This is a genomic window from Rubrobacter tropicus, from assembly GCF_011492945.1.
Taxonomy (GTDB): domain Bacteria; phylum Actinomycetota; class Rubrobacteria; order Rubrobacterales; family Rubrobacteraceae; genus Rubrobacter_D; species Rubrobacter_D tropicus.
Genome location: NZ_CP045119.1, coordinates 187,711 through 213,649 on the forward strand (window position 1 = coordinate 187,711; position 25,939 = coordinate 213,649).

Genomic DNA, 25,939 nt, shown 5'->3' on the forward strand with positions numbered 1-25,939 from the left:
GTCCAGGATACATGCTCCGCCCGCCGTCTTTCGGGGCTGACGAACAGGGGGCGCCCCCGTAGAATAGCCCCATGCTGGATCGTTACGCAGAGTTGAAAGCGCAGTTGCCGCGAGGCACCATCCTCTTCTACCAGGTCGGGACCTTCTTCGAGACCTTCGAGGAGGATGCAAAGAAGATCTCGCAGGCCCTCTCCATCCGCCTGACGAGCCGCGAGGCCGCGGGCTACGCCGGCGGGCGCGTCCCTCTGGCCGGGGTGCCCGGACACTCTTTGCAAGAGCACCTGGCGACGCTGCTCAGGAAGGGCCACTCCGTCGCCGTCGCCGAGCAGCGCCAGCACCCGACGAAGCCCAAGCAGTTCACCCGCGAGGTCACCCGCATCCTCACGCCCGGCACGGTCATAGAGGACAACGTCCTCTCGGCCGGGCAGGCGAACTACCTGGCGGCCTTCGTGGTCAAGGACGGTTCGGCCGGTATCGCGGTCGTCGAGGCGTCCACCGGCGAATTTACCGGCACCGAAGTGCCGGAAGAACAGTTGGCCGCGGAACTCGAGCGGTGGTCGCCGCGGGAGCTGGTCGTACCGGAGCGGACCGCCGCGGAGAACCTGCCGAGGGTTCGGGCCACCGTCAGCTCCGTGCCCCGCTGGACGTTCGAGCCGTCGGCGGGGGAGCAGGCGCTCAAGAGGCATTTTCGGGTGTCCGGGCTCAAGGGGTTCGGGCTGGAAGGCAAGCCGGCGCTCGTCGGGGCCGCGGGGGCCCTGGTCCAGTACCTCGCGTCCCTCCGCGGCGCCGCCCCCGAGCAGGTGGTCACCTTCCGTCCCTACGATCCCGGCACGGGGATGGTGCTGGACGCCGCGACCAGGCGAAACCTCGGCCTCGACGAACTTATCGGGACCGTAGACCGCACGAAGACGCCGATGGGCGAGAGGGCGCTGAGGCGCTGGCTGGAGCGCCCTTTGCTCGAGGTCGGACGCATCCGCCAGCGGCTCGAAGCCGTGGACACGCTCGTGCCCGACTACATGCTTCGCGAGGAGGTGCGGGAGCACCTCGGCGGCATCCCCGACGTGGAGCGGATAGCCACCAGGATAGTCCGACTCTCCGCCTCGCCGAACGACCTGCTCTCGCTGCGCGGGGCGCTCGAAGCCATCGGACCGTTGAAGGAGACGCTCGCTCCCGCGGCTGAAAGTAGTTCCCTTATAGACCGGGTGCTCGGGGCGATGGAGGAGCCGCCCGGGGTGAGGGAGCTCATAGCGGCGGCGATCTCCGAGGAGTCCGGTGAGATCATACGCGCCGGCTACTCGGCCGAACTCGACGAGGCCCGCGAGTTCAGCGACGGCGCCCACGAGTGGCTCACCCGCTTCGAGGCCGAGGAGCGCCTCAAGACCGGCCTCAAGGGCCTCAAGGTCGGATACCGGGACGGCGAGGGGTACTTTATAGAGGTGGCGGGCAAGGACGCCTCCTCCGTGCCAGAGCGCTACCAGCACCGCAAGGCGCTCAAGCACAACGCCCGCTACGTCACGGTAGAGCTCAAAGAGCACGAGTCGAGGATGCTGACCGCGCGCGACGAGGTCGAGCGGCTGGAGCGGGGGATACTCGGTGAGATCCGGGCCGCCGTAAAGGAGGCCGCCCCCGAGCTCCAGAAGGTCGCCCGCGCCGTCGCCGTCGTCGACGTCATCTCTTCCTTCGCCGCCGCCGCGACGGAGCTTCGCTACTGCCGGCCCGAGGTAACGGAGCGGCGGGGCATCCGCGTCGCGGGCGGCCGTCACCCGGTGGTCGAGCACAACACCGGGACGCCCTTCGTGCCGAACGATTCCGAGGTGGACGGCGACTCCAGGTTGCAGATCATCACAGGCCCTAACATGGCCGGCAAGTCCGTCTACCTGCGCCAGGTCGCCCTCGTTGCCCTCCTCGCCCAGACCGGCTCCTACGTCCCCGCCGAGGAGGCATCTTTGGGCGTCGTCGACCGCATCTTCACCCGCGTCGGGGCGGAGGACCGGCTGGCCAGTGGCGAATCCACCTTCATGGTCGAGATGACCGAGGCCGCGAGCATCCTGAACGGGGCCACGGAGCGCTCGCTCGTAATACTGGACGAGGTAGGGCGGGGCACGTCCACCTACGATGGGATGAGCCTCGCGTGGGCGATGGCCGAGTACCTGCACGACGACGTCCAGTCCCTCACCCTCTTCGCCACCCACTACCACGAGCTGACGCGCCTCGAAGGGCTGCTCCCCGGCTGCCGCAACTACAAGGCCAGCGTCGAGGACGTCGGTGGGGAGATAGTCTTCCTGCACAGGATAGAGGCGGGCGCCGAGTCCTCCTCCTACGGCGTCCACGTCGCCAGGCTCGCGGGACTTCCGCGACAGGTCACTGACCGGGCCGATGAGATCCTGACGCGCCTCGAAGCCGAGGGCGTCAAGGACTTTGCCGGGTGAGACTCTTTCCCAAAATCGTGGCCGAAGAGACGGCCGAGTACGGGGGACGGGTACGTGTCCTGGCGCCGGAGGTGGCGCACAGAATAGCGGCCGGGGAGGTCATCGAGCGGCCGGCGAGCGCCGTGAAGGAACTGGTCGAGAACTCACTGGACGCGGGGGCGACGCGGGTCGAGGTCGACGTCGAGGACGGCGGGATCTCCCTGATCCGGGTCACAGACGACGGCCACGGCATGTCCGCCGACGACGCCGAACGTGCGGTGGCCGAGCACGCGACGAGCAAGATCCGGACCGCCGACGACCTCGCCCGCGTAGAATCTCTGGGCTTCCGCGGCGAGGCCCTGCACGCTATCGGATCCGTCTCCCACCTTGCCCTGACGACGAACGCCCGCGGCACGGCGGGCCCCGGCTTCCGCGTCGGGGTCCGGGCCGGGGAGACGGTCGAGGCCGGCCCCGCCTCCCACCCGCCCGGCACTACGGTGGAGGCGCGAGAGCTCTTCCTGAACCTTCCAGTTCGCCGGGGATTCTTGGGCACCGTGAGGGCGGAGGCCAACGCGGTAGCGACGGTCGTGCAGGCCCTCGCCCTCGGCCGCCCGGACGTGGGCTTCTTCCTGCGCTCGGACGGGCGCGGCGTGCTGGCGCTGCCGGCCGCGGCGGATTTGCGGGAGAGGGTCGCCCAGGTACACGGCCTCTCGCTCGCCAGGGGCCTCGTCACGCTGGAGGACCCGGTCGTGTGGGGTTTGGTGAGCCCGCTCGAGGTGAGTTTCCCGACCCGCCGCCACCTGCACGTCTGCGTGAACGGCCGGGTCGTCGACACCGACTCCTTCGCGCCCGCGATCGCGAGGGCCTACGCGGACCTTCTCCCGAAAGGACGTCACCCGGCCGCTTTTCTGAGGTTGGACCTCGGCCCCGGCGAGGTGGACGTGAACGTGCATCCCGCCAAGAGCGCGGTGCGGCTGCGCGGAGGCCGGTCGGCGTACCCGCTCGTCGTCGGGACCATCAGGGCCGCCCTCTCCCCGGAGCGTGGTCCCGGCATCGGCGTTCCCGTGGACGAAGGGGACAACGATTTGGTCCCCATCGGCCAGTTCGCGGGCAGATGCATCGTCGCCCGGGAGGGTGAGGACCTCGTAATCCTCGACCAGCACGGCGCCCACGAACGCATCCTCTACGAGAGGCTGCGGGAGAACCCGAGGGCCGCGCCGGTCTCGTTGGAGAACCCCGCGGTGGCGATGCTCCCCGAAGACCTGGCCCCCGAGGCGTGGGCGTTCGAGGCGGAGTTGGGTTCCCTCGGTTTTCTTTTCGAGCCGTTCGGGGCGGACGCGGTGAGGCTAACCGCAGCGCCCGGAACCGCCGTCGACCCGGAGGCGGCTTTCCTGGCCGCCGTACACGCGCTCGCCGGCGGCGAGGATCTCGCGAAGGCGCTCGCCTGCAAGGGTTCGACGAAGTTCGGCGAGAGCCTCTCGAAAGAAGAGATGGCCGCGCTCTTGCAAGCATGGTCCAAATGTCGATTCAGGGACGTCTGCCCGCACGGGCGTCCGATCGTGAAGCGGGTGGCTCTGGCCGACCTGCTGCGGGAGTTCGGCCGGCTCTAAAGAGGTTTCAAGTACCTGTAGGGGTTGAAGCGGTATTCAGAGGCAAAAGCCTTTGAATACCGCGCTGTCAGCGATCAGCCTTCTTTGCTCTTGCTGATGGCTGACAGCTGATGGCTTAAAGCTCTGCAAAAACGGACCGACCCGGAGGTCGGCCCGCTATGGGTTATCGGGTGTCTTTGCCTACGAGGGGTCGTCGTCGATCAGGGTCTGGCCCAGGTTGAGGATGGTCGGGGCCCAGAGGCCCACGAAGATCGCCAGGTTCTGCCGATCGCTGCGGTAGAGCGAGATCGAGATCAAAATCGAGATTAGGGTTGCCCCTATGTATACGGCTTTCCCTGCGCCCATGTATTGCCTCCTTCTAGGTTTGTGCGGATGACTATACCCGGCGAAGGGTTCTGTAAACTGTATGAGCGATCATAGACCGGGAGGGTGAAAACCTTTGTTCAAGAGTGAGAGCGAGACGAAAAGGGAGCGCGTCCGGCGCCCCGACCGGGGGGGCCGCTCGACGGTCTTCGGGACGCGGGGCGCCGTGGCCTGCGAGCATCCGGCCGCGGCCGTAGCCGGCCTGCGCGCGCTGGACGAGGGCGGTACCGCCGCCGACGCCTGCGTGGCGATGGCGGCCGCGATGGCCGTCGTCGGCCCTATGGCCACGGGCATGGGCGGGGACGCCTTCTTGCTCTACTACGAGGCCGAGACGGGACGCGTCCTCGGCGCGAACGGTTCGGGCGCGGCCCCGAAGGCGGCCACAATCGAGAAGCTGCGGGGGGCTGGCTTCGACGAGATGCCGGAACGGGGCGGGCCGCCGATCACGGTCCCCGGCGCCGTCCGTCTGTGGGAGGACGCGGCGAACGCTCTGGGCAACCTGCCGCTCGCCCGCCTCCTCGAACCGGCCTACGAGCTCGCCGAGAACGGCTCCCCCGTTTCGGAGGTCTTCGCCCGCTACTGGGAGGTCGCCGAGGACCTGCTCCGCGGGAACGAGGCCGCCTCGAAGGCGCTCCTCGTGGACGGGCGGGCCCCAGGGCCCGGCGAGGTCTTCGCCCAGCCCGACATAGCGGGCACCCTCTCGGCCGTCGCCGAGGGCGGGGCCGACGCCTTCTACAACGGCCGCATCGCCCGAAGCATGGCGGAGGCCGCGCAGGCGTCAGGTGGATACCTTGCCGAGGAGGACCTTGCGGCCCACGAGACGCTGTGGGTGGAGCCCATCTCCACGGACTACAGGGGCGTCCGGGTGTACGAGATCCCACCCCCGGGCCAGGGCATCGCGGCCCTGGAGATGCTCAACCTGCTCGAAGGCTTCGATATGGCGGCCCTCGACCCTTTGGGAGCCGACCGCGTCCACCTGGAGGCCGAGGCGAAGAAGCTGGCCTACAGGGACCTCTACAACGAGATAGGCGACCCCGAGTTCTGGCTCGACCCGCCGGTCCCCACGGGGCGCCTGATCTCGAAAGAATACGCCGACTCTCTGCGCGAGAGCATCTCCCCCGAGCGCGCGGCGGACGCTTCGGCGGAGCCGCCTTTGGGCGAAGACACCACCTACCTCTGCGCCGTGGACGCCGAGGGCAACGGTTGCTCCTTCATAAACAGCCTCTACATGGGCTTCGGCAGCGGCGTCGTGGCCCCCGGCACCGGCGTCTGCCTCCAGAACCGGGGCTTGTCGTTTCGCCTGGACCCGAACCACCCGAACGGTCTCGCCCCCGGCAAGCGCCCGATGCACACGATCATCCCGGGCCTCGCCACCAGCTCCGCTACGGGCGCCCTGTGGGCCGTGTTCGGGAACATGGGCGGGCCCATGCAGCCCCAGGGCCACGCCCAGGTCCTCTCGAACCTCATAGACCACGGGATGACCCCCCAGGAGGCCGTCGACCATCCCCGCCACCTCCACCTCGACGGCACCCTGCTCGTCGAGGGCCGCCTGCCGGATCACGAGGTCGGGCGGCTCAGGGAGAAGGGTCACGAGGTCGAGGTCGGCGAGGACTACGTCGTCCCTGTCGGCGGCGCGCAGGTGATAAGGGTCCACGAAGACGGCGTCCGCGCCTGCGGCAGCGATCCCCGCAAGGACGGTTGCGCCCTCGCACAGGGCCCGGGGGATTCGGGTGACGGGAGGCGGTGACGTTCGGGCGTAATCAAGTCGGAGGTAGCCCGGCCCGGCGGGTCGCCGTGGCCGGGGTGGTCGGGGCACTCTACGTGGTCCTCAGCCTGCTGGTGGCCCCACTGGCTTTCGGACCCGTACAGTTCAGGCTCGGGGAGGTTCTCAAGCCGCTGGTCATAAGGTACCCGGCGACCATCCCAGCCTTCGCGGTCGGGGTGGGGCTCGTCAACCTGTTCAGCCCGGTGGCCGGCGGGCTGGAGCTTCTTCTGATGCCCCTCGTTAACCTCGTGGGCGGCGCGCTCTGCTGGCTCGTCGCGCACCGGGTAGGGGGGAGGGCGGGGACGTACCTCGCCAGCACGCTCTTCGCGCTCGTCATCGCCGCCGGCGTGGCGACGGTGCTGCACTTCGCCGCGGGGCTCCCCTACCTCGTCGCCTTCGGCTCGGTCGCCGTCTCGGAGCTGGTGCTCCTGCTCCTGGGCAACGCCGTGCTGGTGCGGAGGCTGTAGGGAACTTCGCCCGGACGGGGGTCGGTTAACATGGTCCGGAGAGCTAACCATTACCAGGAGGCTTCCATGCAACGAGGAGACGAGCGGGTGCTGGGCCGAGATGCCCGGGGTCCTATAAGGGCGGACGAGATAGACACCGTCCCCTGGGCCCACGGCGGCAAGGACGCCGTCGTCGAGTTCGCGACGGACGAGCTTACCGCGATCTGCCCGGTAACGGGCCAGCCCGACTTCTACGACCTGAAGCTGACGTACCGCCCGAGGGAGCGCCTCCTGGAGTCCAAGGCCATGAAGCTCTACCTCTGGGGTTTTCGTGAGAAGGGCGCCTTCGCCGAGGACCTGGCGGCGACGCTCCTCGACGACCTCGTCGCCGCCTGCGACCCAGTCGAGATGACCGTGGACCTCACGCAGCAGGTGCGGGGAGGGCTCAAGATCCGGACCGTCGTCCGTCATACCGGGTAGCGGACCGTTGCCGCGGGGTCCCGTACGTCCCCCGGTTTGTGCGGACGCCGGATCTGTTGTGTAATGCGGCCAGGGAAACGGTTTTCGGGAGGGGAGAACCCATGGCGGACGTTACCGGGAGGCCTGTCGGGGAGGCAGAAGCGGGGGAGGCCCCGTCCACCTGGGGGAGCAGGCTCAGGCTCATCGGGCCGGGTCTGGTCGTCGCCGCGACGGGGGTCGGGGCCGGGGACATGGTCTCCTCGCTCACCGCCGGCACGGAGTTCGGGACCGTCCTGATCTGGGCCGTCGTCCTCGGCGCCGCGCTGAAGTTCGCGCTCACGGAGGGGCTCGGCCGCTGGTACATGGCGACGAAGACGACGATCCTCGAAGGCTGGCACTCGATGGGCTGGTGGGCGAGCATCTACTTTATGGTCTACCTGGCGCTCGTCACGTTCTTCTTCGGCGCCGCCGCCCCCTCCGCCTCCGCGCTGGCGACGGATGCGATGTTCCCGGGCCTCCTGCCGTTCTGGTTGTGGGCCGTCCTGCACTCCGTCGTCTTCGGGTTCGGCATCTGCATCATCGGCCGGTACGGGCTCTTCGAGCGGGTGATGGAGGTCTTCGTGGGCCTGATGTTCCTGACGGTGGTCGGCCTCGCGGTCCTGCTCACCCCGAGCCTGGGCGAGCTCGCCCTCGGGACGGTGGTGCCGCGGATGCCCGAGGGGTCGCTACCCTTCGTGCTCGCCGTTATAGGCGGCGTGGGCGGGACTTTTACGCTCGTCTCCTACACCTACTGGGTGCGCGAGCGCGGCTGGCGGCGGCCGGCCTGGATCCCGATGATGCGCACCGACCTGGCCGTCGGCTACATAATGACCGGCGTCTTCATGGTCGCGATGCTGGTGATCGGCGCCGAGCTCCTGTTCGCCAACGGGACGAGCATCGAAGGCGAGGACGGACTCGTGGCCCTCTCGAACCCGATCTCCGAACGCTTCGGCCCGGTGGCGAGCTGGCTGTTCCTCATCGGCTTCTGGGCTGCTGCGACGAGCTCCATCACGGGTGCCTGGAACGGCGGCGCCTACCTCTTCGGCGACCTGGTGAGGACCATCAGGCGGGTGCCGGAGGAGGAGGGCGAGGAGTACCTTTCGGAGACGGGCGTCTTTTTCCGCCTCTTCCTGGCCTGGATCACGTTCCCGCCCATGCTGCTGCTCGCCTTCGACGAGCCGGTTACCATCGTGATCGTTTACGCTTCCCTCGGCGCCCTGTTCATGCCGTTCCTCGCCGTTACGCTCCTCTGGCTCCTGAACCTCCGCGTCCCGCGCGAGTTCCGCAGCGGCCTGCTCTCCAACGCGATCCTCGGCGTCTCCTTGCTGATCTTCCTCTACGTCGGAGCCCAGGAGATACTGGGCGCCCTGGGAGGGTGATTCTCCGAACAAGTTAACGAAACTTAATAAAACTTTAAAGCTATCCTCATCATAACCGCTGGAACCTGCGCGTTTACGGGGTACTATGTGCACCGTCGTATCCGGGCTGCTTCGCCCGCAACGGTCTTCGACCGGGGCGTGGTCCTGACACTTCTCACGCGGCGTCCTGTCGCAACCTGAAACATCACGGCAATGTTTTTGTAGTGAACAGAGATCAGGGAAGGACGGTAGCGCATGAGAAGGTCCGCGGGTTCGACGGTTGACATGGGCGTCTTTGGGGTGTCGGTAGGCATCGCGGCGTTGTTCGTGTTGTGGGGTGTTCTCTTCGCGGAGAACCTTTCGGCGGTCGCGTCCGCGGCGTTGAACTTTTTGATAGGTTCCTTCGGCTGGGTCTTTATCCTCTCGACGTTCGGGTTCCTGATCTTCGTGGTCTACCTGGCCTTCTCGCGCCACGGAAGGGTAAAGCTCGGTGCCGACGACGACGAGCCGGAGTTCAAGACCGTCTCTTGGGTGGCCATGATGTTCAGCGTCGGCATGGGCATCGGCCTCATGTTCTTCGGCGTCGCGGAGCCCATCTCCCACTACGCCGCCCCGCCCCACGGCCTGGCCAAGGCGGAGACCGAGGGCGCCGCGCTGCTGGCGATGGAGTACTCGTACTTTCACTGGGCTTTCCACCCGTGGGCCATCTACGCCGTCGTGGGCCTGGCGCTCGCGTACTTCACGTTCCGAAAGGGGCGCAAGAACCTCATAAGCTCCGCGTTCTACCCGATACTCGGGGACAAGGTAGACGGGCCCATAGGCAAGGGCATAGACACTTTAGCGATCTTCGCGACGCTCTTCGGGACGGCGACTTCCCTGGGGCTCGGGGCGCTCCAGATCACGGGCGGTCTCAACTTCTTGACCGACGCCGTTCCGGCCGACTCGAACGCGTGGGCCATCGGGATTATCGCGTTCATGACCGTGGCGTTCATCCTGTCGGCGGTCTCAGGCATCCACCGGGGCATCCAGTGGCTCTCGAACGTGAACATGGTGCTTGCCGTGGCGCTGGTCCTGTTCCTGTTCGTCGTGGGCCCCACGGTCTTCGTCCTGAACACCTTCACGGAGTCCGTCGGCGGCTACTTCGCCAACCTGGTCCCGATGAGCTTCAGGACGGCGGCGTTCGGGGACGCGGCCTGGCTCGCCTCGTGGACCGTCTTCTACTGGGCGTGGTGGATCAGCTGGACCCCGTTCGTCGGGACTTTTATAGCCAGGATCTCGCGCGGGCGCACCATCAGGGAGTTCGTGCTCGGCGTGCTCGTCGTGCCGAGCCTGGTCACGTTCGTGTGGTTCGGCGTCCTCGGCGGGTCGGCCCTCAACCTGGAGCTTACCGGCAACCCCGGGATAGTGGATGCGGTCTCCGAGAGCTCGACCGTAGCCCTCTTCGCCACCCTCGGCGAGTTCCCGCTGGCGGGTCTTATGTCCCTGATCGCCATAGTCCTCGTCGCGCTCTTCTTTATTAGCGGGGCGGACGCGGGGGCTGTCGTGATGGGAATGCTCTCCTCGCGGGGCGCCCTGGAGCCGAACCGGGCGGTCGTCGTGGTCTGGGGGACCCTCGCCGGCGCCACCGCCGCGATCTGCCTCCTCGCAAACGGCCTCGAAGGCCTGCAGCAGGCGGCCATCATCTCCGCGGCACCCTTCGTACTCGTCATGATCGCGATGTGCTACTCCCTGATGAAGGAACTCCGCGCGGAGCCCGGGACCGCCCCCGAGCGCCGAACCGCCCCCGAGCCGGAACGGGCCGCCACCCGTCCGCCCGGCGTCCCCGCGCCCCAGCACATGCGCTCGGAACGCGACGCGCGGGAGCGCTAGGCCGATCATGGACGAACGTAACCTCTGCCTGCACGAGCTCTTCGAGCGCCAGGTCCGGAGAACCCCGGACGCGACGGCCGTGGTCGACGCGCGGACCACGCTGACCTACGCGGAACTGGACCGGCGGGCCGACGTGCTTGCCGCCCACCTGCGGAGCGCGGGCGTCGCGCCGGACGCGGCGGTCGGCGTGTACATGGAGCGCTGCGCGGAGTATGTGGTGGCGATCCTGGCCGCCATGAAGGCCGGCGGCGCCTTCGTCCCCCTGGAGCTCGCCTACCCGCCCTCGCAACTCGAGGACGTTCTATCAGACTGCGAGCCTATCGTCGTGCTCACCAAAGAGGCCCACGCCGGACGCCTGCCCGACTGGCAGCGAGGCTTCCGGATGGACGTGGAGGAGCCAGCGACGTCCGACGAAACCCCCGAACCTCCCCGGGTGGACCGGGAGAACCTGGCTTTCATCCCGTACTCGTCGGGAACCACGGGCAAGCCGAAGGGCATCGCGAACCCGCACCGGGCCCCCGTGCTCTCGTACCTGTGGCGCTACGGTATCAGCGACTATGGGCCGGATGACCGGGTCGGGTGCAGCGTCTTCTTCGTGTGGGAGGTGTTGAGGCCGCTCTTGCGGGGCGGGGCCTCGTACGTCATCGGGGACGACGTCATCTACGACCCGCCGGCCCTCGTTCGATACCTGGAAGAGCACCGCATCACAGAGATCCAGATGACATCCTCGCTGACGGAGGCCGTCCTCGACGCGAGCGGCCCTGACCTCGCCGAACGCCTCCCCGACCTCAAGACGGTCTGGGTCTGCGGCGAGGTGGTCACGAAGACCCTGGCCCGCCGCCTGCTAGAAGCGCTGCCCCACACCTGTTCTTACAACCTCTACAGCATCGCCGAGACCCACGAGGTCGCGGTAACGGAGCTCGGTGAAGCCCTGGGCCACCCCGAGTCCACGTACTGCCCCGTTGGCCGTCCCGCCCGCCCGGAGCGCCTGTACGTCCTGGACGACGGGCTTCGGCGCGTGCCCGAGGGGGAACCGGGCGAGGTCGTCGTCGGGGGAGAGATGCTCGCCCGCGGCTTCGTCAACCTGCCGGAGAAGACCGCGGAGCGCTTCGTGCCGGACCCGTTCGCCGGCGAGGGCGGGGCGCGGATGTACAGGACCGGCGACAGGGGACGGATGCTCTCAGACGGGCACCTGGAGATACTCGGACGCGCGGACTTCCGCGTGCGGATAAGGGGCTACAACGTCGAGCTCGGCGCGGTCGAGGCCGCCATCGAGACCCGCCTCGCCGTCCGGGCCTGCGTCGTGGTCTCCGAGGGCGACGAGGGCGAGGACAAGCGCCTCGTCGCCTACGTGGTCCCCGAGCCCGAAGACGACCACCGCTTCTCCGGTTGGGACCTCGACCCGAAGACGGGGCGCAGCAAGGAGATCCGCAGCGCCCTGCGCGACGCCCTGCCACACTACGCGGTACCCGCAGTCTACGTCGAGCTCGACGCCCTCCCCATACAGGACACCTCCGGCAAGGTCGACCGCAAGAAGCTCCCGCCTTCCCCGCCCCGCCAGGCCCGCCCCGGCCGCGACGGGGATCTCTCCGGCGTACGGCTCACCGCCGACGCCTCCCGCTCCGAGAAAGAGGACCTGCTCAAGAGGATCTGGGAAGAGACGCTGCGCCTGGACGAAGACGAGGTCGAAACCGACGACAACTTCTTCGACCTCGGCGGTCACTCGCTCGCCGCGGCCCAGCTCTCGGGCCGCGTGGAGGAGGGCTTCGGCGTCCACGTCTCGATGCCATTGTTCATGGAGGACCCGACGGTGGGCGGGCTGTGCGACAGGATCGAAGCCCTCCAGCGCGACGAAGACGGCGAAGCGCGCCCATCTGAGGTAGACCTTCGCGCCGAGGCGGTCCTGGAACCGGAGATCTTGCCGGAGGGAGGAGAGACGAAGGACCTGCGCAACGCAGAGAACGTCTTCCTGACGGGTGCCACGGGCTTTCTCGGGGCCTTCCTCCTCGACGGCCTGCTCTCCTCGACGGGGGCCCGCGTCCACTGCCTCGTCCGGGAGCGCGAGGACGAGGACCCCATCGAGACCATCGCCTCGAACCTCGAAAGCTACGGGCTCCCGGTGGACGGTATGGACCGCGTCGTGCCGGTCGTGGGGGATCTCGGGGAGCCTTTGCTCGGTATGGACCCGGAGAAGTTCGACGCGCTGGCGCGGGAGGCGGACCTCGTGATCCACGCCGCCGCCGCCGTGAACCTCGTCTACCCTTATCCCGCGCTGAAGGCGCCGAACGTCGGTGGCACGCGCGAGGCGCTGCGCCTCGCCTGCCGCCGCAGAACCAAGCCGTTCCACTTCGTCTCGACCGACGGCATCTTCCCCCCAGACGCGGAACTCTGCGAGGAGGACACGGATCTCGACTCCCTCGCCGAAGCCCGCGAGGACGGCTACGGCCGGTCCAAATGGGTGGCCGAGAAGCTCGTGCGGGAGGCGGCCGGGCGAGGTCTTCCGGCCTGCGTCTACAGGCCGGGCTTCATCTCGGGGCACTCCGAGACCGGCGCCTCGAACCCGCGCGACCTGCAGGGAGCGGTACTCTCGGAGTCGTTGCGCCTGGGGGCCGCGCCCGAGGTCGATGGCTGGAGGCTCGAGATGACGCCCGTAGACTTCGTGGCCGCCGCGATCCTCGACGTCGCCTCCAAACCCGAAGCCCTCGGCGGGACCTACCACCTCGCCAACCCGGAGCCCGTTCCCGCGGAGACGGTCTTCGACTGGCTGGAGGAAGGAGGATACGTGTTGGATCTCGTCCCCCACGAGGAATGGTCGAACCGCCTGGAGGCCGCGCCGCCCGAAGACGAAAACGGGCCCGGCGGCGTCCTGCGCGGGGCCTCCCCGGACGCCGCAGACCTCTCGGACAACAACGTCTACGACGACCGGAACACCCGGCGAATCCTGGGCGAAGACGGCCCGACAAGGCCGGATCTGAACGAGGACCTCATCCTGACCTACGCCCGGTACTTCGCCGCACGAGGTTGGGCGCCGGAACCAGCGTCCCTACAGGAGAGCGGACGCCAGGGTTAGCGGTCAGCCAGAAGGCTGACAGCGCGGTTCGCTGCGCGAACCGCTACCCCACGTCCACGTCCGTGGTGTCCACGTCAAGGACGCCGTCGAGTCCCCTGACCTCCTCCACGTTCCCGGCCAGATCCTCCCGGGTGGCAGCCGACCCGCCTAGTTGAACGACGCCGTCTTTTACGGCCAGGACGGTCAGGCCCGTGCCGTTTACTAGGTCCCTCACGTCGGCGCCGAGGGAGTCGTTTTCCTCTAGCTGTGGGTCCACCTGCTCTTCCCCCGTTTCGGGGTCTATGTAGACGTCGGTGCGCGGGTAGCCGGAGTCGGCGGTGGTCGAGCCTTCGTCCTCCCACCCGCCCGCCTCGTCCGCCTCGGTCGATGCTTCTTCGTCCAGGGAGACGGCCTCGTCTGGGTCCGTCGGGGTGGTGACGAACTGGCCCTCGTGCTCGCCGTCGTCCACGTCGGATTCGTTCGGGGCGTAGCCCTGGGGCGTCTCCTCGTCGCCGACGTGGTCGCCGGGCTCGTCGTCCGAGGGGTCGGCGTGGAAAGTGGCGAAGTCCGCGTCCCGGTCCAACGTCAACGCCGTGATCGGGACCTCCAGGCTCTCCTCATCCCGCTCGACGACGACGTGCGTGATCGACCCATCCTCGTCCTCTATGACCTCCGAGATGCGCCCGACCGCCTCACCGTCCGCCGCCCGCGCCTCTATGCCTACCAGCCCGCGATCTTCCATTTCGTACCTCCGAGTAGAACTGAAACGGGGTTTCGGAAACCCCATCTTACCCACACGCCCCGCTTCCCTAAGCCGCCTTGAACTACCGGTGTTCGGTAATAAAATCTTAGCGTTGCAGACTAAGATTTAGCCTGACGACGCTTCCCCGCGAGGGGGAAGAGGGTTATAGATTTTATCCCAGAGGAGGCTTCGGCTGATGATATGCGAGAACTGCGGGGTCAGGCCGGCGAGCGTGCAGGTCTTTCGGCAGCAGGGGGATCAGCGCGCGACGAGCTACTTATGCACGCAGTGCGCGCGGCAGCTCGGCATGTTCGGCGGCGCTTACGGCGGGGGGAACCCGTTCGAGATGCTGCAGAACCTCGTGCAGCAGCAGGGCGGCCAGGGGCCGAACAACTTCTTCGAGGCCCTCAGCGGCGAGGCCAGGGAGGCCGTGATGCGGGCCCGCGAGGCTTCGGCCGGGACGACGCGGACCAACGCGATCGGGACCGACCACCTGCTGGCGGGCATCGTCACCGGCGAGAACGTGGCGACCGAGGCGCTCAAGCGGGCCGGGGCGAACGTGGACGAGATGCGCTCCACCTTCGGCGCGCAGCGCGGCGACCCTGGCGAGGCCGTCTACACCTTTACGCCGAGCGCCAAGCACGCCCTGCAGCTCGCCTTCCAGGCCGCGCGGCAGATGGGGGCCGCCCAGATCGGCAGCGAGCACCTCTTGCTCGGGCTTCTCGGCGAGGGCGACGGCAACGCGTACCAGATCCTGGCCCGCAACGGGGCCGGCGACGCGGAGGCCTTGAGGCGTGAGATCCTCCGTCTCCTCCAGCAGCGCGGCGGCGCTGTCCCCGGCGCAGCCGGACCGGGCGGTCCCGGTGGCGGCGGCAACTTCGGCGGCGGCTTCGGCGCCGGGGGCGGTCAGCCCGGTCCGCAGAGCAAGACGCCGACCCTGGATCAGGTAACCCGCGACCTTACCGAGGCGGCGCGCAACGGCGAGCTCGACCCGGTCATGGGCCGCGCAGAGGAGATAGCCCGCTCCGTCCGCATCCTGAGCCGCAGGACCAAGAACAACCCCGTGCTCATAGGGGAGCCCGGCGTCGGCAAGACCGCCATCGTCGAAGGGCTGGCGCAGAGGATCGTCTCCGACGACGTGCCCGAGTCGCTCAGGGGCAAGCGCGTGCTCGCGCTCGACACCGGGTCTCTCGTGGCCGGCACCCGTTTCCGCGGGGACTTCGAGGAGCGGATGAGCCAGATGATCCAGGAGCTCCAGGGCGAGGAGCGGGACATAGTCCTCTTCATAGACGAGCTCCACACCATCGTGGGCGCCGGCGGGGCCGAGGGCGCCGTGAACGCCTCGAACATGCTCAAGCCTGCCTTGGCAAGAGGCGAGCTGCAGGTCATAGGCGCGACCACGCTCGACGAGTACCGCAAGCACGTCGAGAAGGACGCGGCACTCGAGCGTCGCTTCCAGCCCGTGCTCGTGGACGAGCCGACCGTTGACGAGTCGGTCGGCATCCTCTTCGGCCTGAGGGACCGCTACGAGGCCCATCACAAGGTCCGTATCTCCGACGAGGCCATAGTCGCCGCGGCGCAGCTCGGCGACCGCTACATCACCGACCGCTACCTCCCGGACAAGGCCATAGACTTGCTGGACGAGGCCGCGGCCGAGGTGAGGCTCCGTTCGGCGGTGCCGCCGGTGGACGTGAGGCGCATAGAGGAGGAGATAGCGCAGCTAGAGCGCGAGAAGGACGACGCCGTGCGCGGCGAGGACTACGAGAAGGCCGCCAACCTCAAGCAGCGCCAGGAGCAGCTCAAGGCCGAGCTGCGCGAGCAGCAGGAGGGCTGGGTCGGCCGGCGCGAGGACAACTCCCCCGAGGTCGGGCGCGAGGACATAGCCCGCATCCTCGAGGAGTGGACCGGGGTGCCCGCGACCAACATCGTCCAGGAGGAGGCGGAGAGGCTCCTCAACCTCGAGGGCGTGCTCCACGAGCGGGTCGTCGGGCAGGACAGGGCCGTGAAGTCCGTCTCCGAGGCCGTCAGGCGGGCGCGGGCCGGCATAAAGGATCCCAACCGTCCCGTCGGATCCTTCATCTTCCTCGGCCCGACCGGGGTCGGCAAGACCGAGCTCGCCCGTACCCTCGCCGAGTACCTCTTCGGCGAGGAGGACGCCATGATCCGGATAGACATGTCCGAGTTCCAGGAGCGCCACACGGTCTCCAGGCTCGTCGGCGCCCCTCCGGGCTACGTCGGCTACGACGAGGCCGGCCAGCTCACCGAGGCCGTGCGCCGCAGGCCGTACAGCGTGGTCCTTTTTGATGAGATCGAGAAGGCCCACCCCGACGTCTTCAACACGCTGCTCCAGTTGCTCGACGACGGGAGGCTGACGGACGCGCAGGGCAGGACCGTGAACTTCCAGAACACGGTGATCATCATGACCTCCAACGTCGGGAGCCAGCACCTCGTCTCGACCAAGCAGTTCGGGTTCACTTCATCCGACGGCGTGGACTTCCAGGAGACCGAGCGGCGGGCCATGGACGCCCTGGAGCGGGCCTTCAGGCCGGAGTTCATAAACAGGGTCGACGAGATCATAGTCTTCGAGCCGCTCACGCGCGAGAACGTCCTCGAGATCGTCGGCATCATGCTCTCCCGCCTGAACAAGCACCTGGAGAGCCAGCGGATCTCCGTCGAGGTCACCGACGCCGCCAAGGCGTTCCTGGCCGAGACGGGCTACGACCCGAAGTTCGGCGCGAGGCCCCTGGCCCGGGCGATAAGGCGTTACGTCGAGAACCCGCTCTCCAGCCGGATAATCGGCGGCGACTTCGACCCCGGCGACACCGTCGTCGTGGACCGCGCGGGCGACGGGCTGACCTTCGAGAAGAAGGTGTCCGTCACGCAGCAGTAAATCGGCCGCAACGATGACCACTGAAGGGCCCCCGATCCGGGGGGCCCTTCACTTTGCCCGTCCGGCGTTCCCTGCCGTGTACGACTCGCAGCAGGCGCCGACGGGTGGGAGGGGCTTCGCCCGTCGTGTAGCAGCGCCGTTCGGCGCGGTGTTAGGCTTTGCGTCATGGAAGGGTTGCCGGCAGGGTTCTCCCGGAGGCCGCCCACGCCGGAAGACGCGGGCGCGGTCGCCGGCCTCATGGCCGCGTGCGTGCGGGTGGACGGCGGCGCGCAGGGCACGAGCGTCGAGCACGTCCTGGACGATTGGCGCGAGGTGGACCTCGCGGAGGAGGCCGTGCTCGTGTCCGCCCCGGACGGGACCGTCGCAGGCTACGCTGACGTGGTCAACCGCGCGTTCGTCTCGTTGAGCGTCTACGGTTACGTCCACCCGGAACACCGGGGGCGTGGGATCGGTGCTTGGCTCGTCGGATGGGGCGAGGACTGGATACGCGACCGCACGCACCTCGCGCCGGCGGGTGTCAGGATCGTGGTCAAGCATTACGTGATCTCGACCTCAGAGGACACCCGGAGACTCCTCGAAAGCAAGGGCTACGAGGCCGTGCGCGGGACCTACGTCATGGAGGTAGACCTGGAGGGGCCTCCTCCGTCCCCGGCGTGGCCGGAAGGGCTGGGGCCGCGCGCCTTCGTCCCGGGCCGGGACGATCGAGAGGTTTTCGAGGCGGTGGAAGACGCTTTCCGGGACGTTTGGGGCCGTCCCGGGGGGACGTTCGAACGCTTCGCGGGCAGGATGGCGGGCGAGGACTTCGACCCCTCGATGTGGTTTCTGGCGACGGATGGCAACGAGATAGCCGGGTCGGTGCTGTGCAAGACGGTGGCCGGCGAAGGATGGGTCGAGGTGGTCGGCGTGCGGCGGCCGTGGCGGGGCCGGGGGCTCGGGCTGGCGCTGCTGCGCCACGCTTTCGCCGAGTACCATCGCCGCGGCATCCGCAAGGTGGGGCTCAGCGTCGACGCGCAGAGCGTGACGGGCGCCCCGAGGCTCTACGGCCGGGCGGGGATGCGGACCACGAGCAGCTACGTCGTCTACCAGAAGGAGCTGCGTCCCGGCGAGGACTTCGGCCCGACCCCGGCCCCGTAGCGCCGGGGTCTTATCGGGCGTGGTGTCGGCTATTGCCGCGCGAAAGGGAGAAGAGATCCCAAATGCGCGGCCGCCCTCTCGAAGCCTGGCCCGTGCTTCGCCGGGTTTCGCGGGTGTTGCGGGCCGTGTGTGCGCCGGGTAACATGGGCCGCAAGGCGTGCCTCTCGGGGGAGGTGTCCGACCACGTTTCGGTTAGAGAGGTTTTTGCAGGGGTGAGCGAGGCGTTTTCGGCTGGGGACACGTCCCGCGCGGCGCCTTGCGGATCGCCCCCCTCCGGGGGCTTCGCTTGAGAGCATCGGGAGGGTGGCACGGGCCGGAGCGCCTCTGGCGCCATCTGCGGCGGGGGGCGGCCGCCTACGGGGTGCTCCTGATCTCGCTGCTCCTCACGGCGCTCGCCTGGTACTACGTGCGCGACACGGTCGAGAAGCAGAACGGCGTGCGCTTCGGCGAGACGGTGAGGGCCACCCAGGCGGCCGTGGACCGCCGCACGGACGATTACCTGGACGCGATGTTCGGCGCCCGCGGCCTGATCCTCGCCAGCGAATCCGTCACCCCCGCCGAGTGGGAGGAGTACGTGAAGGGCGTGGAGCCGGGGAGGCGCCTCGGGGGTCTCCAGACCCTCGCGTACGCGGAGCGCGTGGAGCCCTCCGAGCGCGAGGATTTCGTCCAGAGGATGATGGAGGAAGGGTTGCCCGGTCTTCGGCCCGATCTGGATCCGGGCGGGGAGCGCGGCGTCTACTTCCCCGTAAGCCTCGCGGCGCCCGCGAACGAGGCGAACCGCGAGATGTTCGGGCGCGACGAGTACCCGTACACCGTCTATAAGACGGCCATGAACCGGGCGAGGGACTCAGGCTCGCCGCAGGCCACGGAGACGACCTACGTGCTCACGGAGAACCCCCCTGGGGCGACCGCCGACCTCGCGCGGCTGCAGGGCTTCGCGGTTTACCTGCCGGTCTACGAGTCGGGCGAGCCCACGGGGACCGTCGCCGAGCGTCGTCGGGCCCTGCAGGGTTTCATAGTCGGCGCTTTCAGGAGTGACGACCTGCTCGACGCCGTCTTCGGCGGCAGCTTCGAACCGGCCATAGACTTCGAGGTGTACGACGGACTGGACGTCGAGGCAAGCGCCTTGCTCTACGACGCGGACGGGATACAGCGCGCCGGCATGGGGGGTGACGAGCTGTTCACCGAGAAGCGCAGGCTCGAGGTGGCCGGGCGGGACTGGAGCCTGTACTTCGCCACGTTGCGGGGCTTCGAGAGGAACGCGCAGAGCAACCTGCCCCTCTTCGTGCTGGCGACGGGGCTCGGGGTGAGCCTGCTGCTCTTCGGCATCTCCCTGATGCTCGTGCGCAGCCGCCTGCGCGCCGAGCGGGCGAGCGAGGAACTCGAAGACGTCAACCGGGAGCTCGAAGGGACCAACCGGGAGCTCGAAGCCTTCTCCTACTCCGTCTCCCACGACCTGAGGGCGCCTCTGCGCACCATAGACGGTTTCTCCCAGATCCTCTCGGAGGACTACGGCGACAAGCTCGACGACGAGGGCCTCGACTACCTGAGGCGGGTCCGGTCCGCGAGCAGGCACATGGCCGAGCTCATAGACGACCTGCTCGACCTCTCGCGGGTCGGCCGGAGGCCGCTGAGGCGCGAGAGCGTGAACCTGAGCGCGCTCGCCTCGGGCATCGCGGAAGATTTGAGGAGGACCGCCCCGGGGCGCAACGTGGAGTTCGACATCGAGGAAGGCGTCACGGCCAGGGGCGACGTCGGCCTGCTGAAGGTGGCCCTCGAAAACCTGCTCGGCAACGCCTGGAAGTTCACCTCCAGGGAGGAGCGCGCGACAATCCGCTTCGGCGTCTCCGGGGGCGCCTTCTACGTCTCGGACGACGGGGCGGGCTTCGAGGAGGCCTACAAGGACAAGCTCTTCGGCGCCTTCCAGCGGTTGCACGGGCCGGAGGAGTTCGAGGGGACCGGCATAGGGCTGGCAACGGTGGCGAGGATCATACACCGCCACGGCGGCGAGGTGTGGGCCGAGGGGGAGGTGGGTGAGGGGGCCACCTTCCGCTTCACGCTCGGCGGGAGGGACAGGCCCGCGGAAGAGGCCGCCGCCAGGAAGAGAGAGCCGGCGTGATGGGAGCGGGCGTCCCCGTGCGCTTGCTGCTCGTCGAGGACTCCGAGAACGACGCCATGCTCCTCCTGCGCGAGCTCCGGCGCGGCGGCTACGAACCGGACTACGAGCGGGTCTACACCCCCGAGGACATGGAGCGGGCGCTGAAAGACGCCGACGCCCGGGGGGGGCCGTTCGAGGTCGTCGTCTCCGACTACTACATGCCCCGCTTCAGGGCTCCGGACGCGTTGGAGCTCCTGCGGGGTCTCGGGTACGACGTGCCTTTCATAGTCGTCTCCGGCAAGATCGGGGAGGACGCGGCCGTCGGGATCATGAAGGCGGGCGCCAACGATTACCTGACCAAAGAGAACATGGCGCGGCTCTGCCCGGCCATCGCGCGCGAGCTCAAGGAGGCCGGGGTCCGCAGGGAGCGGGCGAGGGCCGAGGAGGCGCTGGCGCGCAGCGAGGAGCGGTTCCGTCGGCTCGTCGAGCAGGCCGCGGACGCGATGTTCGTGCACGACCTGGAGGGCAACCTGGTGGACGTCAACCGCCGGGCTTGCGAGTCGCTCGGGTACTCCAGGGAGGAGTTGCTCGGCATGAACGTGGCCGACGTCGAGGTCGGGATTCCCCCCGAGACCTTCCGCGGGGTGTGGGACAGGATCTCCTCCGGCGCGCCCGTCACGCTGGAGGGCAAGCACCGGCGCAAGGACGGGACGACCTTCCCCGTGGAGGTGCGCGTGGGCGCGTTCGAGTCGGGGGAGCAGACGCTCCACCTCGCCCTGGCGCGCGACGTCACGGGCCGCAGGGACGCCGAGAGAAAGGTGAGGGAGGCCGAGGCCCGCTACAGGACCCTCGTCGAGCAGATACCGGCCGTCACCTACGTCCAGCAGCTGACCGGCGACAAGCGCGTCACCTACGTCAGCCCGCAGGTCGAGAGCGTGCTCGGCTACCCGGCCGACAGGGAGTTGCTCGACGGGGATCACTGGACAAAGATCATGCACCCCGACGACCGCGAGAGGGTCCTCGCCGAGGACGAGCGCACAGACAAGACGGGCGAGCCGTTCAGGGCGGAGTACCGCCAGTTCGCCAGCGACGGGAGGATGGTCTGGATCAGGGACGAGGCCGTGCTCGTGCGCGACGAGGATGGGAACCCCCTCTACTGGCAGGGCGTCCAGTACGACATTACGGATCAGAAGCTCGCCGAAGAGGGCCTGCGCAGGAGCGAGGAGCGCTACAGGACCTTTATAGCGCAGAGCACAGAGGGGATCTGGTGCTTCGAGTTCGAGGAGCCGCTGCCGACGGACCTGTCAGACGACGAACAGTTGGACCACCTCTACCGCCACGCCTACCTCGCCGAGTGCAACGACGCCATGGCCCGGATGTACGGCTTCGGGGGCGCATCAGAGATCGTCGGCGCCAGGGTCGGCGACCTCCTGCCCCGCTCGAAGCCGGAGAACGTGGAGTTCTTGAGGGCGGCGACCCGGGCCGGCTACCGCATAACCGAAGGCGAGACGACCGAGCTCGACCGCGACGGCAGCGCCAGGGTCATCGTCAACAACCTCACCGGCATAGTCGAGGACGGATACGTGGTGCGGGTCTGGGGTACCCAGAGGGACGTAACGGAGCAGAAGGAGGCCGAGGAGCAGCTCGCGCGCCTGGCCTCATTCCCCGAGCTCAACCCGAACCCCATCATCGAGACCAGCGTCGCCGGCGAGCCGACCTACCTGAACCCCGTGGCCCAGGCCCGCTTCCCGGACCTTCGGAGGCTGGGGCCGGACCACCCGGCGCTCGCCGACCTCGAAGGGGTGAACCAGCGCATCTGGTCGGCGGGGGGGCGGCCTTTCACCCGCGAGATCGAGGTGGGCGGGCGCTACTACCAGCAGACCGTCTCGCGCACGCCCGAGGGCGGCCTCCTGCGCATCTACGGGATCGACGTTACCGAGCGGCGCCAGGCCGAGGACGCGCTGCGCAAGAGCGAGGAGCGGTTCCGGTCTTTGGTGCAGAACACCTCGGACATCATCATCGTGCTGGACGAGGATGGGACCGTCGTCTACGAGAGCCCGGCCATCGAGCGGGTGCTGGGTTACAAGCCGGAGGAGAGGATCGGGTCGAACGCGTTCGAGTTGATCCACCCCGACGACCGCGACCGCGTGGCCGGCGTGTTCTCCGCCTACCAGGACCATCCCGGCCCGTTTCCGCCCGTGGAGTACAGGGTCATGGACAAGAGCGGCGAGTGGCGCACCCTGGAAGCCGTCGGCGAGAACCTGCTCGACGACCCGGTGATCCAGGGCATAGTCGTAAACTCCCGCGACGTCACAGAACGCCGGCGGACGGAGGAGGCACTCAAGCAGAGCGAGGAGCTCCTGAGGACCGTCGTCACGAACGCCCCCGTCGCGCTCTTCTCCCTCGACGTGGAAGGCGTCTTTACCTTCTCCGCCGGGCGTGGGCTGAAGACTTTGGGCCTGGAGCCCGGCGAGTTGGCCGGCCGCTCCGCCTACGAAGTCTACGCCGGCGCGCCCGGCGTCCTCGAAGACATCCGGCGGGCGCTCGCGGGCGAGGAGTTCGTCGGCACGAGCGAGGTCGGGGGCCTCGTCTTCGAGACCTGGTACGGGCCCCTGCGCGCCGAAGACGGCGCGGTCAAGGGCGTGATCGGGGTCGCGACCGACGTGACGGAGAGGGCGGAGGCCGAGGACGGCCTGCGCAGGACGCTCAAGGAACTCGCCGACCTCAAGTTCGCCCTCGACGAGTCGGCCATAGTCGCCATAACGGACCAGAAGGGCGCGATCACCTACGTCAACGACAAGTTCTGCGAGATCTCCGGCTACTCGCAGGATGAACTCGTCGGCCAGGACCACCGCCTGGTCAACTCCGGCCACCACCCGCCCGAGTACATAAAGGGCCTCTGGAGGACCATCGCCAGGGGGCGCGTCTGGCGCGGGGAGCTCAAGAACCGGGCAAAGGACGGCTCGATCTACTGGGTGGACACCACGATCGTGCCTTTCCTGAACGAGCGGGGCAAGCCCTACCAGTACGCGGCGATCCGGTACGACGTCACCGCCCGCAAGGCGGCCGAGGAGGCGCTAAGGGAGAGCCAGGAGAGCCTGCAGGCCATCCTCGACAACACGACGGCCGTGATCTACGTCAAGGACGCCGAGGGCCGCTACGTCCTCGTGAACCGCCGCTTCGAGGATTTGTTCCACTTCGCCAAAGACCAGGTCATCGGCAAGACCGACCACGATATCTTCGGGAAGGAGTCGGCGGACGCCTACCGGAAGAACGACCTTGAGGTGCTCCGCTCGGAGGCCCCGCTCGAAGTCGAGGAGACGGTCTTCCAGGACGACGGCACGCACACCTACGTCTCCGTCAAGTTCCCGTTGAAGGGGCCGGACGGGTCCCCTTACGCGACGTGCGGCATCTCCACGGACATCACCCCGCGCAAGCGGACCGAGAGGGAGCTTCGGGAGAGCGAGGAGCGTTTTCGGGCCACGTTCGACCAGGCGGCCGTCGGGATGGCCCAGGTCGGGCTCGACGGCAGGTGGCTGCGCGTCAACCGGAGGCTCTGCGAGATCCTCGGCCACACCGAAGAAGAGTTGCTGGACCTCGACTTCCAGCGGATAACCCACCCAGACGACCTCGACAAGGACCTCGAGTCGTTGGGGCGGCTGATCTCGGGTGAGATAGAGACCTTCTGGATGGAGAAGCGCTACTTCCACAAGCGCGGCTCGACCGTCTGGGTCAACCAGACGGTCTCGCTGGTACGCGGGCCCTCGGAGGCGTCCGAGTACCTGATAGCGGTGGTCGAGGACATAACCGAAAGACGCAGGGCGGAAGAGGCCCTGCGCGAGTCCGAAGAGCGTTACCGGACGCTTTTCACGACCATAGACGAGGGGTTCTGCCTGTGCGAGATGGTCGTCGACGAAGACGGCACGCCGGCGGACTATCGTTTCCTCGACGTGAACCCGAAGTTCGAGGAGATGACCGGCCTCGCCGACGCGGTGGGCAAGACGATCACGGAGCTCGTGCCGGGGCTCGAGGGCCGCTGGGTCGAGACGTACGGGCGGGTGGGGCTCGGCGGCGAGACGCTCCGCTTCGAGGACGGCTCGGAGGCGATGGGCCGCTGGTTCGACGTGTACGCCTCCCCGGTCGAGCCGAAGGGGGGCGGGAGGTTCACCCTCGTCTTCAAGGACATAACCGAGCGCAAGCGGGCCGAGGAGGCCCTGCGCCTGAGCGAGGCGCGCGCCAACCTGGCCCTCGGCGTCGCCAGGTTGGGCACCTGGAGCTGGGACCCGGGCCGCGACGAGATCTTCGCCGACGCCCGCACCCGTGAGATCTGCGGCCTCGACCCCGACACGCCGCTCTCGCTCTCCGGCATCACGCCCCTCGTCCATCCCGAAGACCGGCCGCGCGTCGAGGCGGCCATGGGGGCCGCCCTTCAGCCCGACGGCGACGGGCTCTACGCCGAGGAATTCCGGTTCGTCCGCCCGGACGGCGATTTGCGCTGGGTGATCTCGCGCGGGCAGACGCTCTTCGAGGGCGAGCAGCGGCGGCCCGACCTCCTGCTCGGCACCGTCCTCGACATCACGGAGCGCAAGCGGGCGGAGGAGTCCCTCAGGCAGAGCGAAGAGCTCTACAGGAGCGTGATAGAGCAGGCGGTCGAGAGCATCTTCCTTTTGGACATCGAATCCTTGCGCGTGTTGGAGGCCAACGCCGCGCTGGGCGAGACCCTGGGGTATACGCCCGAGGAGCTCAAGGGCATGTCGTTTTACGACATAAGCGCCCACGACCGGGAGAGCGTCGGGCGCAACGTCGAGCGCGTGGTGCGCGAGGGACGGCTCTCCCTCGGCGTGAGGCAGTACAGGCGCAAGGACGGCGGGCTCGTGGACGTCGAGATCAGCATCAGCACCGTGCCCTACGGCGGCCGGCGGGCGATGTGCGTGGTGGCCCACGACGTGACCGGGCGCCGGCGGGCCGAGAAGGCGCTCGAGGGCATCAGGGAGGCCGAGCGAAACCGGATAGCCCGCGAACTCCACGACAGCATCCTGCAGGACATCGTCTACGCCCTGCAGGAGATACAGGTACTCCAGGTTACGGGCCAGAACGGCGACGACCCGGCCCTGCAGGACTCGGCCGACGCCCTCAGACGCTCGGTGGAGGGGCTGCGCGGCGCCATCTTCGAACTGCGGCTGAAGGAGACGACGGAGCGGTCCTTCGTCTCCTCGCTAAAGAGCCTCGTGGACCTGAGCCGCCGCATGGCGCGCGGGAAGTACGAGCTGGACCTGGTGGTCGGGAGCGGCGTGCCGCAGAGACTGCCCGAGGGGTACGGGAGGGAGGTCGTGCGGATCGTCCAGGAGGCGCTTACCAACGTCCGCCGCCACGCCGCCGCAAGCCGCGTCCGGGTCGAGATCGGCGTCGATGGGGATAACCTGTACGCCGAGGTCGTCGACGACGGCCGCGGCTTCGATCCGGAAGACTCGCACTCGGGCGTCGGGCAGTACTCCATGCGTCAGAGGGCGCTGGATCTGGGCGGGGAGCTCAAGGTCGAGAGCGGGGTCGGCGGGGGCACGCGGGTGCTCTTGCGCGTGCCGCTCTCCCGGCTGGCCGAAGAAATCTCGGCAAAGGAACAAGATTTCTAGTACAAAAGGACCAGGATAAGATCCGGCGACTCGATTATAGTTGTGTCGACGCGTCGGGGCTGCGGAGTTGGCGTGGCTT

14 protein-coding genes are annotated in these 25,939 nt (G+C 68.3%); 12 read left to right on the forward strand and 2 right to left on the reverse strand.

The window, feature by feature from the left end:
- Nucleotides 1–71: 71 nt before the first annotated feature.
- Nucleotides 72–2,429, forward strand: coding sequence for a DNA mismatch repair protein MutS (mutS, locus tag GBA63_RS00985; protein ID WP_166172635.1), 2,358 nt, complete (start codon nucleotides 72–74; stop codon nucleotides 2,427–2,429).
- Nucleotides 2,426–4,018, forward strand: coding sequence for a DNA mismatch repair endonuclease MutL (mutL, locus tag GBA63_RS00990; RefSeq protein ID WP_166172637.1), 1,593 nt, complete (start codon nucleotides 2,426–2,428; stop codon nucleotides 4,016–4,018). The genes mutS and mutL overlap by 4 nt, the downstream gene beginning before the upstream one ends.
- 180 nt (nucleotides 4,019–4,198) lie before the next feature.
- Here the strand turns inward: mutL and GBA63_RS00995 are convergent, their stop codons facing one another.
- Entirely contained in the window at nucleotides 4,199–4,363 is a 165-nt protein-coding gene (locus GBA63_RS00995) for a hypothetical protein (RefSeq protein WP_166172639.1), read from the reverse strand.
- Between the two features lie 94 nt (nucleotides 4,364–4,457).
- Between GBA63_RS00995 and ggt the strand changes: the two genes are divergently transcribed.
- The 6 genes from ggt to GBA63_RS01025 all read left to right on the forward strand — a co-directional run bounded on the left by ggt (nucleotide 4,458) and on the right by GBA63_RS01025 (nucleotide 13,387).
- A complete protein-coding gene (gene ggt / locus GBA63_RS01000) occupies nucleotides 4,458–6,128 on the forward strand; it encodes a gamma-glutamyltransferase (RefSeq protein WP_166172641.1) in 1,671 nt (556 codons plus the stop codon).
- Nucleotides 6,129–6,175: 47 nt separating this feature from the next.
- Nucleotides 6,176–6,613 carry a QueT transporter family protein gene (locus GBA63_RS01005; RefSeq protein WP_207957008.1) on the forward strand — a complete coding sequence of 146 codons (438 nt, stop codon included), beginning with the start codon at nucleotides 6,176–6,178 and terminating at the stop codon, nucleotides 6,611–6,613.
- 66 nt (nucleotides 6,614–6,679) lie between these two features.
- Nucleotides 6,680–7,072: a preQ(1) synthase gene (queF, locus tag GBA63_RS01010; protein WP_166172645.1), complete on the forward strand. Its 393-nt coding sequence runs from the start codon at nucleotides 6,680–6,682 to the stop codon at nucleotides 7,070–7,072.
- A 101-nt stretch (nucleotides 7,073–7,173) separates the two neighbouring features.
- Nucleotides 7,174–8,469 carry an Nramp family divalent metal transporter gene (locus GBA63_RS01015; protein ID WP_166172647.1) on the forward strand — a complete coding sequence of 432 codons (1,296 nt, stop codon included), beginning with the start codon at nucleotides 7,174–7,176 and terminating at the stop codon, nucleotides 8,467–8,469.
- A gap of 234 nt (nucleotides 8,470–8,703) precedes the next feature.
- Nucleotides 8,704–10,317, forward strand: coding sequence for a BCCT family transporter (locus GBA63_RS01020; protein ID WP_166172649.1), 1,614 nt, complete (start codon nucleotides 8,704–8,706; stop codon nucleotides 10,315–10,317).
- 7 nt (nucleotides 10,318–10,324) lie between these two features.
- The gene (locus GBA63_RS01025) at nucleotides 10,325–13,387 is read left to right on the forward strand and encodes a non-ribosomal peptide synthetase (protein ID WP_166172651.1); all 3,063 of its coding nucleotides are present in this window, start codon (nucleotides 10,325–10,327) and stop codon (nucleotides 13,385–13,387) included.
- Nucleotides 13,388–13,430: 43 nt separating this feature from the next.
- Here GBA63_RS01025 and GBA63_RS01030 read toward each other — a convergent pair whose 3' ends face one another.
- Nucleotides 13,431–14,108: a PRC-barrel domain-containing protein gene (locus tag GBA63_RS01030; protein WP_166172653.1), complete on the reverse strand. Its 678-nt coding sequence runs from the start codon at nucleotides 14,106–14,108 to the stop codon at nucleotides 13,431–13,433.
- A gap of 196 nt (nucleotides 14,109–14,304) precedes the next feature.
- On the opposite strand from GBA63_RS01030, the gene GBA63_RS01035 reads away from it, so the two are divergent.
- The 4 genes from GBA63_RS01035 to GBA63_RS01050 all read left to right on the forward strand — a co-directional run bounded on the left by GBA63_RS01035 (nucleotide 14,305) and on the right by GBA63_RS01050 (nucleotide 25,860).
- Complete coding sequence (locus GBA63_RS01035) at nucleotides 14,305–16,998, forward strand: ATP-dependent Clp protease ATP-binding subunit (RefSeq protein ID WP_228282252.1); 2,694 nt, start codon at nucleotides 14,305–14,307, stop codon at nucleotides 16,996–16,998.
- Nucleotides 16,999–17,163: 165 nt separating this feature from the next.
- Complete coding sequence (locus tag GBA63_RS01040) at nucleotides 17,164–18,132, forward strand: GNAT family N-acetyltransferase (protein WP_166172655.1); 969 nt, start codon at nucleotides 17,164–17,166, stop codon at nucleotides 18,130–18,132.
- 286 nt (nucleotides 18,133–18,418) lie between these two features.
- The gene (locus GBA63_RS01045; RefSeq protein ID WP_166172657.1) at nucleotides 18,419–20,251 is read left to right on the forward strand and encodes a CHASE domain-containing protein; all 1,833 of its coding nucleotides are present in this window, start codon (nucleotides 18,419–18,421) and stop codon (nucleotides 20,249–20,251) included.
- Complete coding sequence (locus GBA63_RS01050) at nucleotides 20,251–25,860, forward strand: PAS domain S-box protein (RefSeq protein ID WP_228282428.1); 5,610 nt, start codon at nucleotides 20,251–20,253, stop codon at nucleotides 25,858–25,860. Before GBA63_RS01045 ends, GBA63_RS01050 begins: the two co-directional genes overlap by 1 nt.
- Nucleotides 25,861–25,939: the final 79 nt, after the last annotated feature.

What these genes read in the sequence shown, in the direction of transcription:
- GBA63_RS01030 (WP_166172653.1), bottom strand. Translation starts at nt 14,108, where the DNA reads ATGGAAGATCGCGGGCTGGTAGGCATAGAGGCGCGGGCGGCGGACGGT.
- GBA63_RS01025 (WP_166172651.1), top strand. Translation starts at nt 10,325, where the DNA reads ATGGACGAACGTAACCTCTGCCTGCACGAGCTCTTCGAGCGCCAGGTC.
- GBA63_RS01040 (WP_166172655.1), top strand. Translation starts at nt 17,164, where the DNA reads ATGGAAGGGTTGCCGGCAGGGTTCTCCCGGAGGCCGCCCACGCCGGAA.
- GBA63_RS01015 (WP_166172647.1), top strand. Translation starts at nt 7,174, where the DNA reads ATGGCGGACGTTACCGGGAGGCCTGTCGGGGAGGCAGAAGCGGGGGAG.
- GBA63_RS01020 (WP_166172649.1), top strand. Translation starts at nt 8,704, where the DNA reads ATGAGAAGGTCCGCGGGTTCGACGGTTGACATGGGCGTCTTTGGGGTG.
- GBA63_RS01050 (WP_228282428.1), top strand. Translation starts at nt 20,251, where the DNA reads ATGGGAGCGGGCGTCCCCGTGCGCTTGCTGCTCGTCGAGGACTCCGAG.
- mutS (WP_166172635.1), top strand. Translation starts at nt 72, where the DNA reads ATGCTGGATCGTTACGCAGAGTTGAAAGCGCAGTTGCCGCGAGGCACC.
- GBA63_RS01035 (WP_228282252.1), top strand. Translation starts at nt 14,305, where the DNA reads ATGATATGCGAGAACTGCGGGGTCAGGCCGGCGAGCGTGCAGGTCTTT.
- queF (WP_166172645.1), top strand. Translation starts at nt 6,680, where the DNA reads ATGCAACGAGGAGACGAGCGGGTGCTGGGCCGAGATGCCCGGGGTCCT.
- GBA63_RS00995 (WP_166172639.1), bottom strand. Translation starts at nt 4,363, where the DNA reads ATGGGCGCAGGGAAAGCCGTATACATAGGGGCAACCCTAATCTCGATT.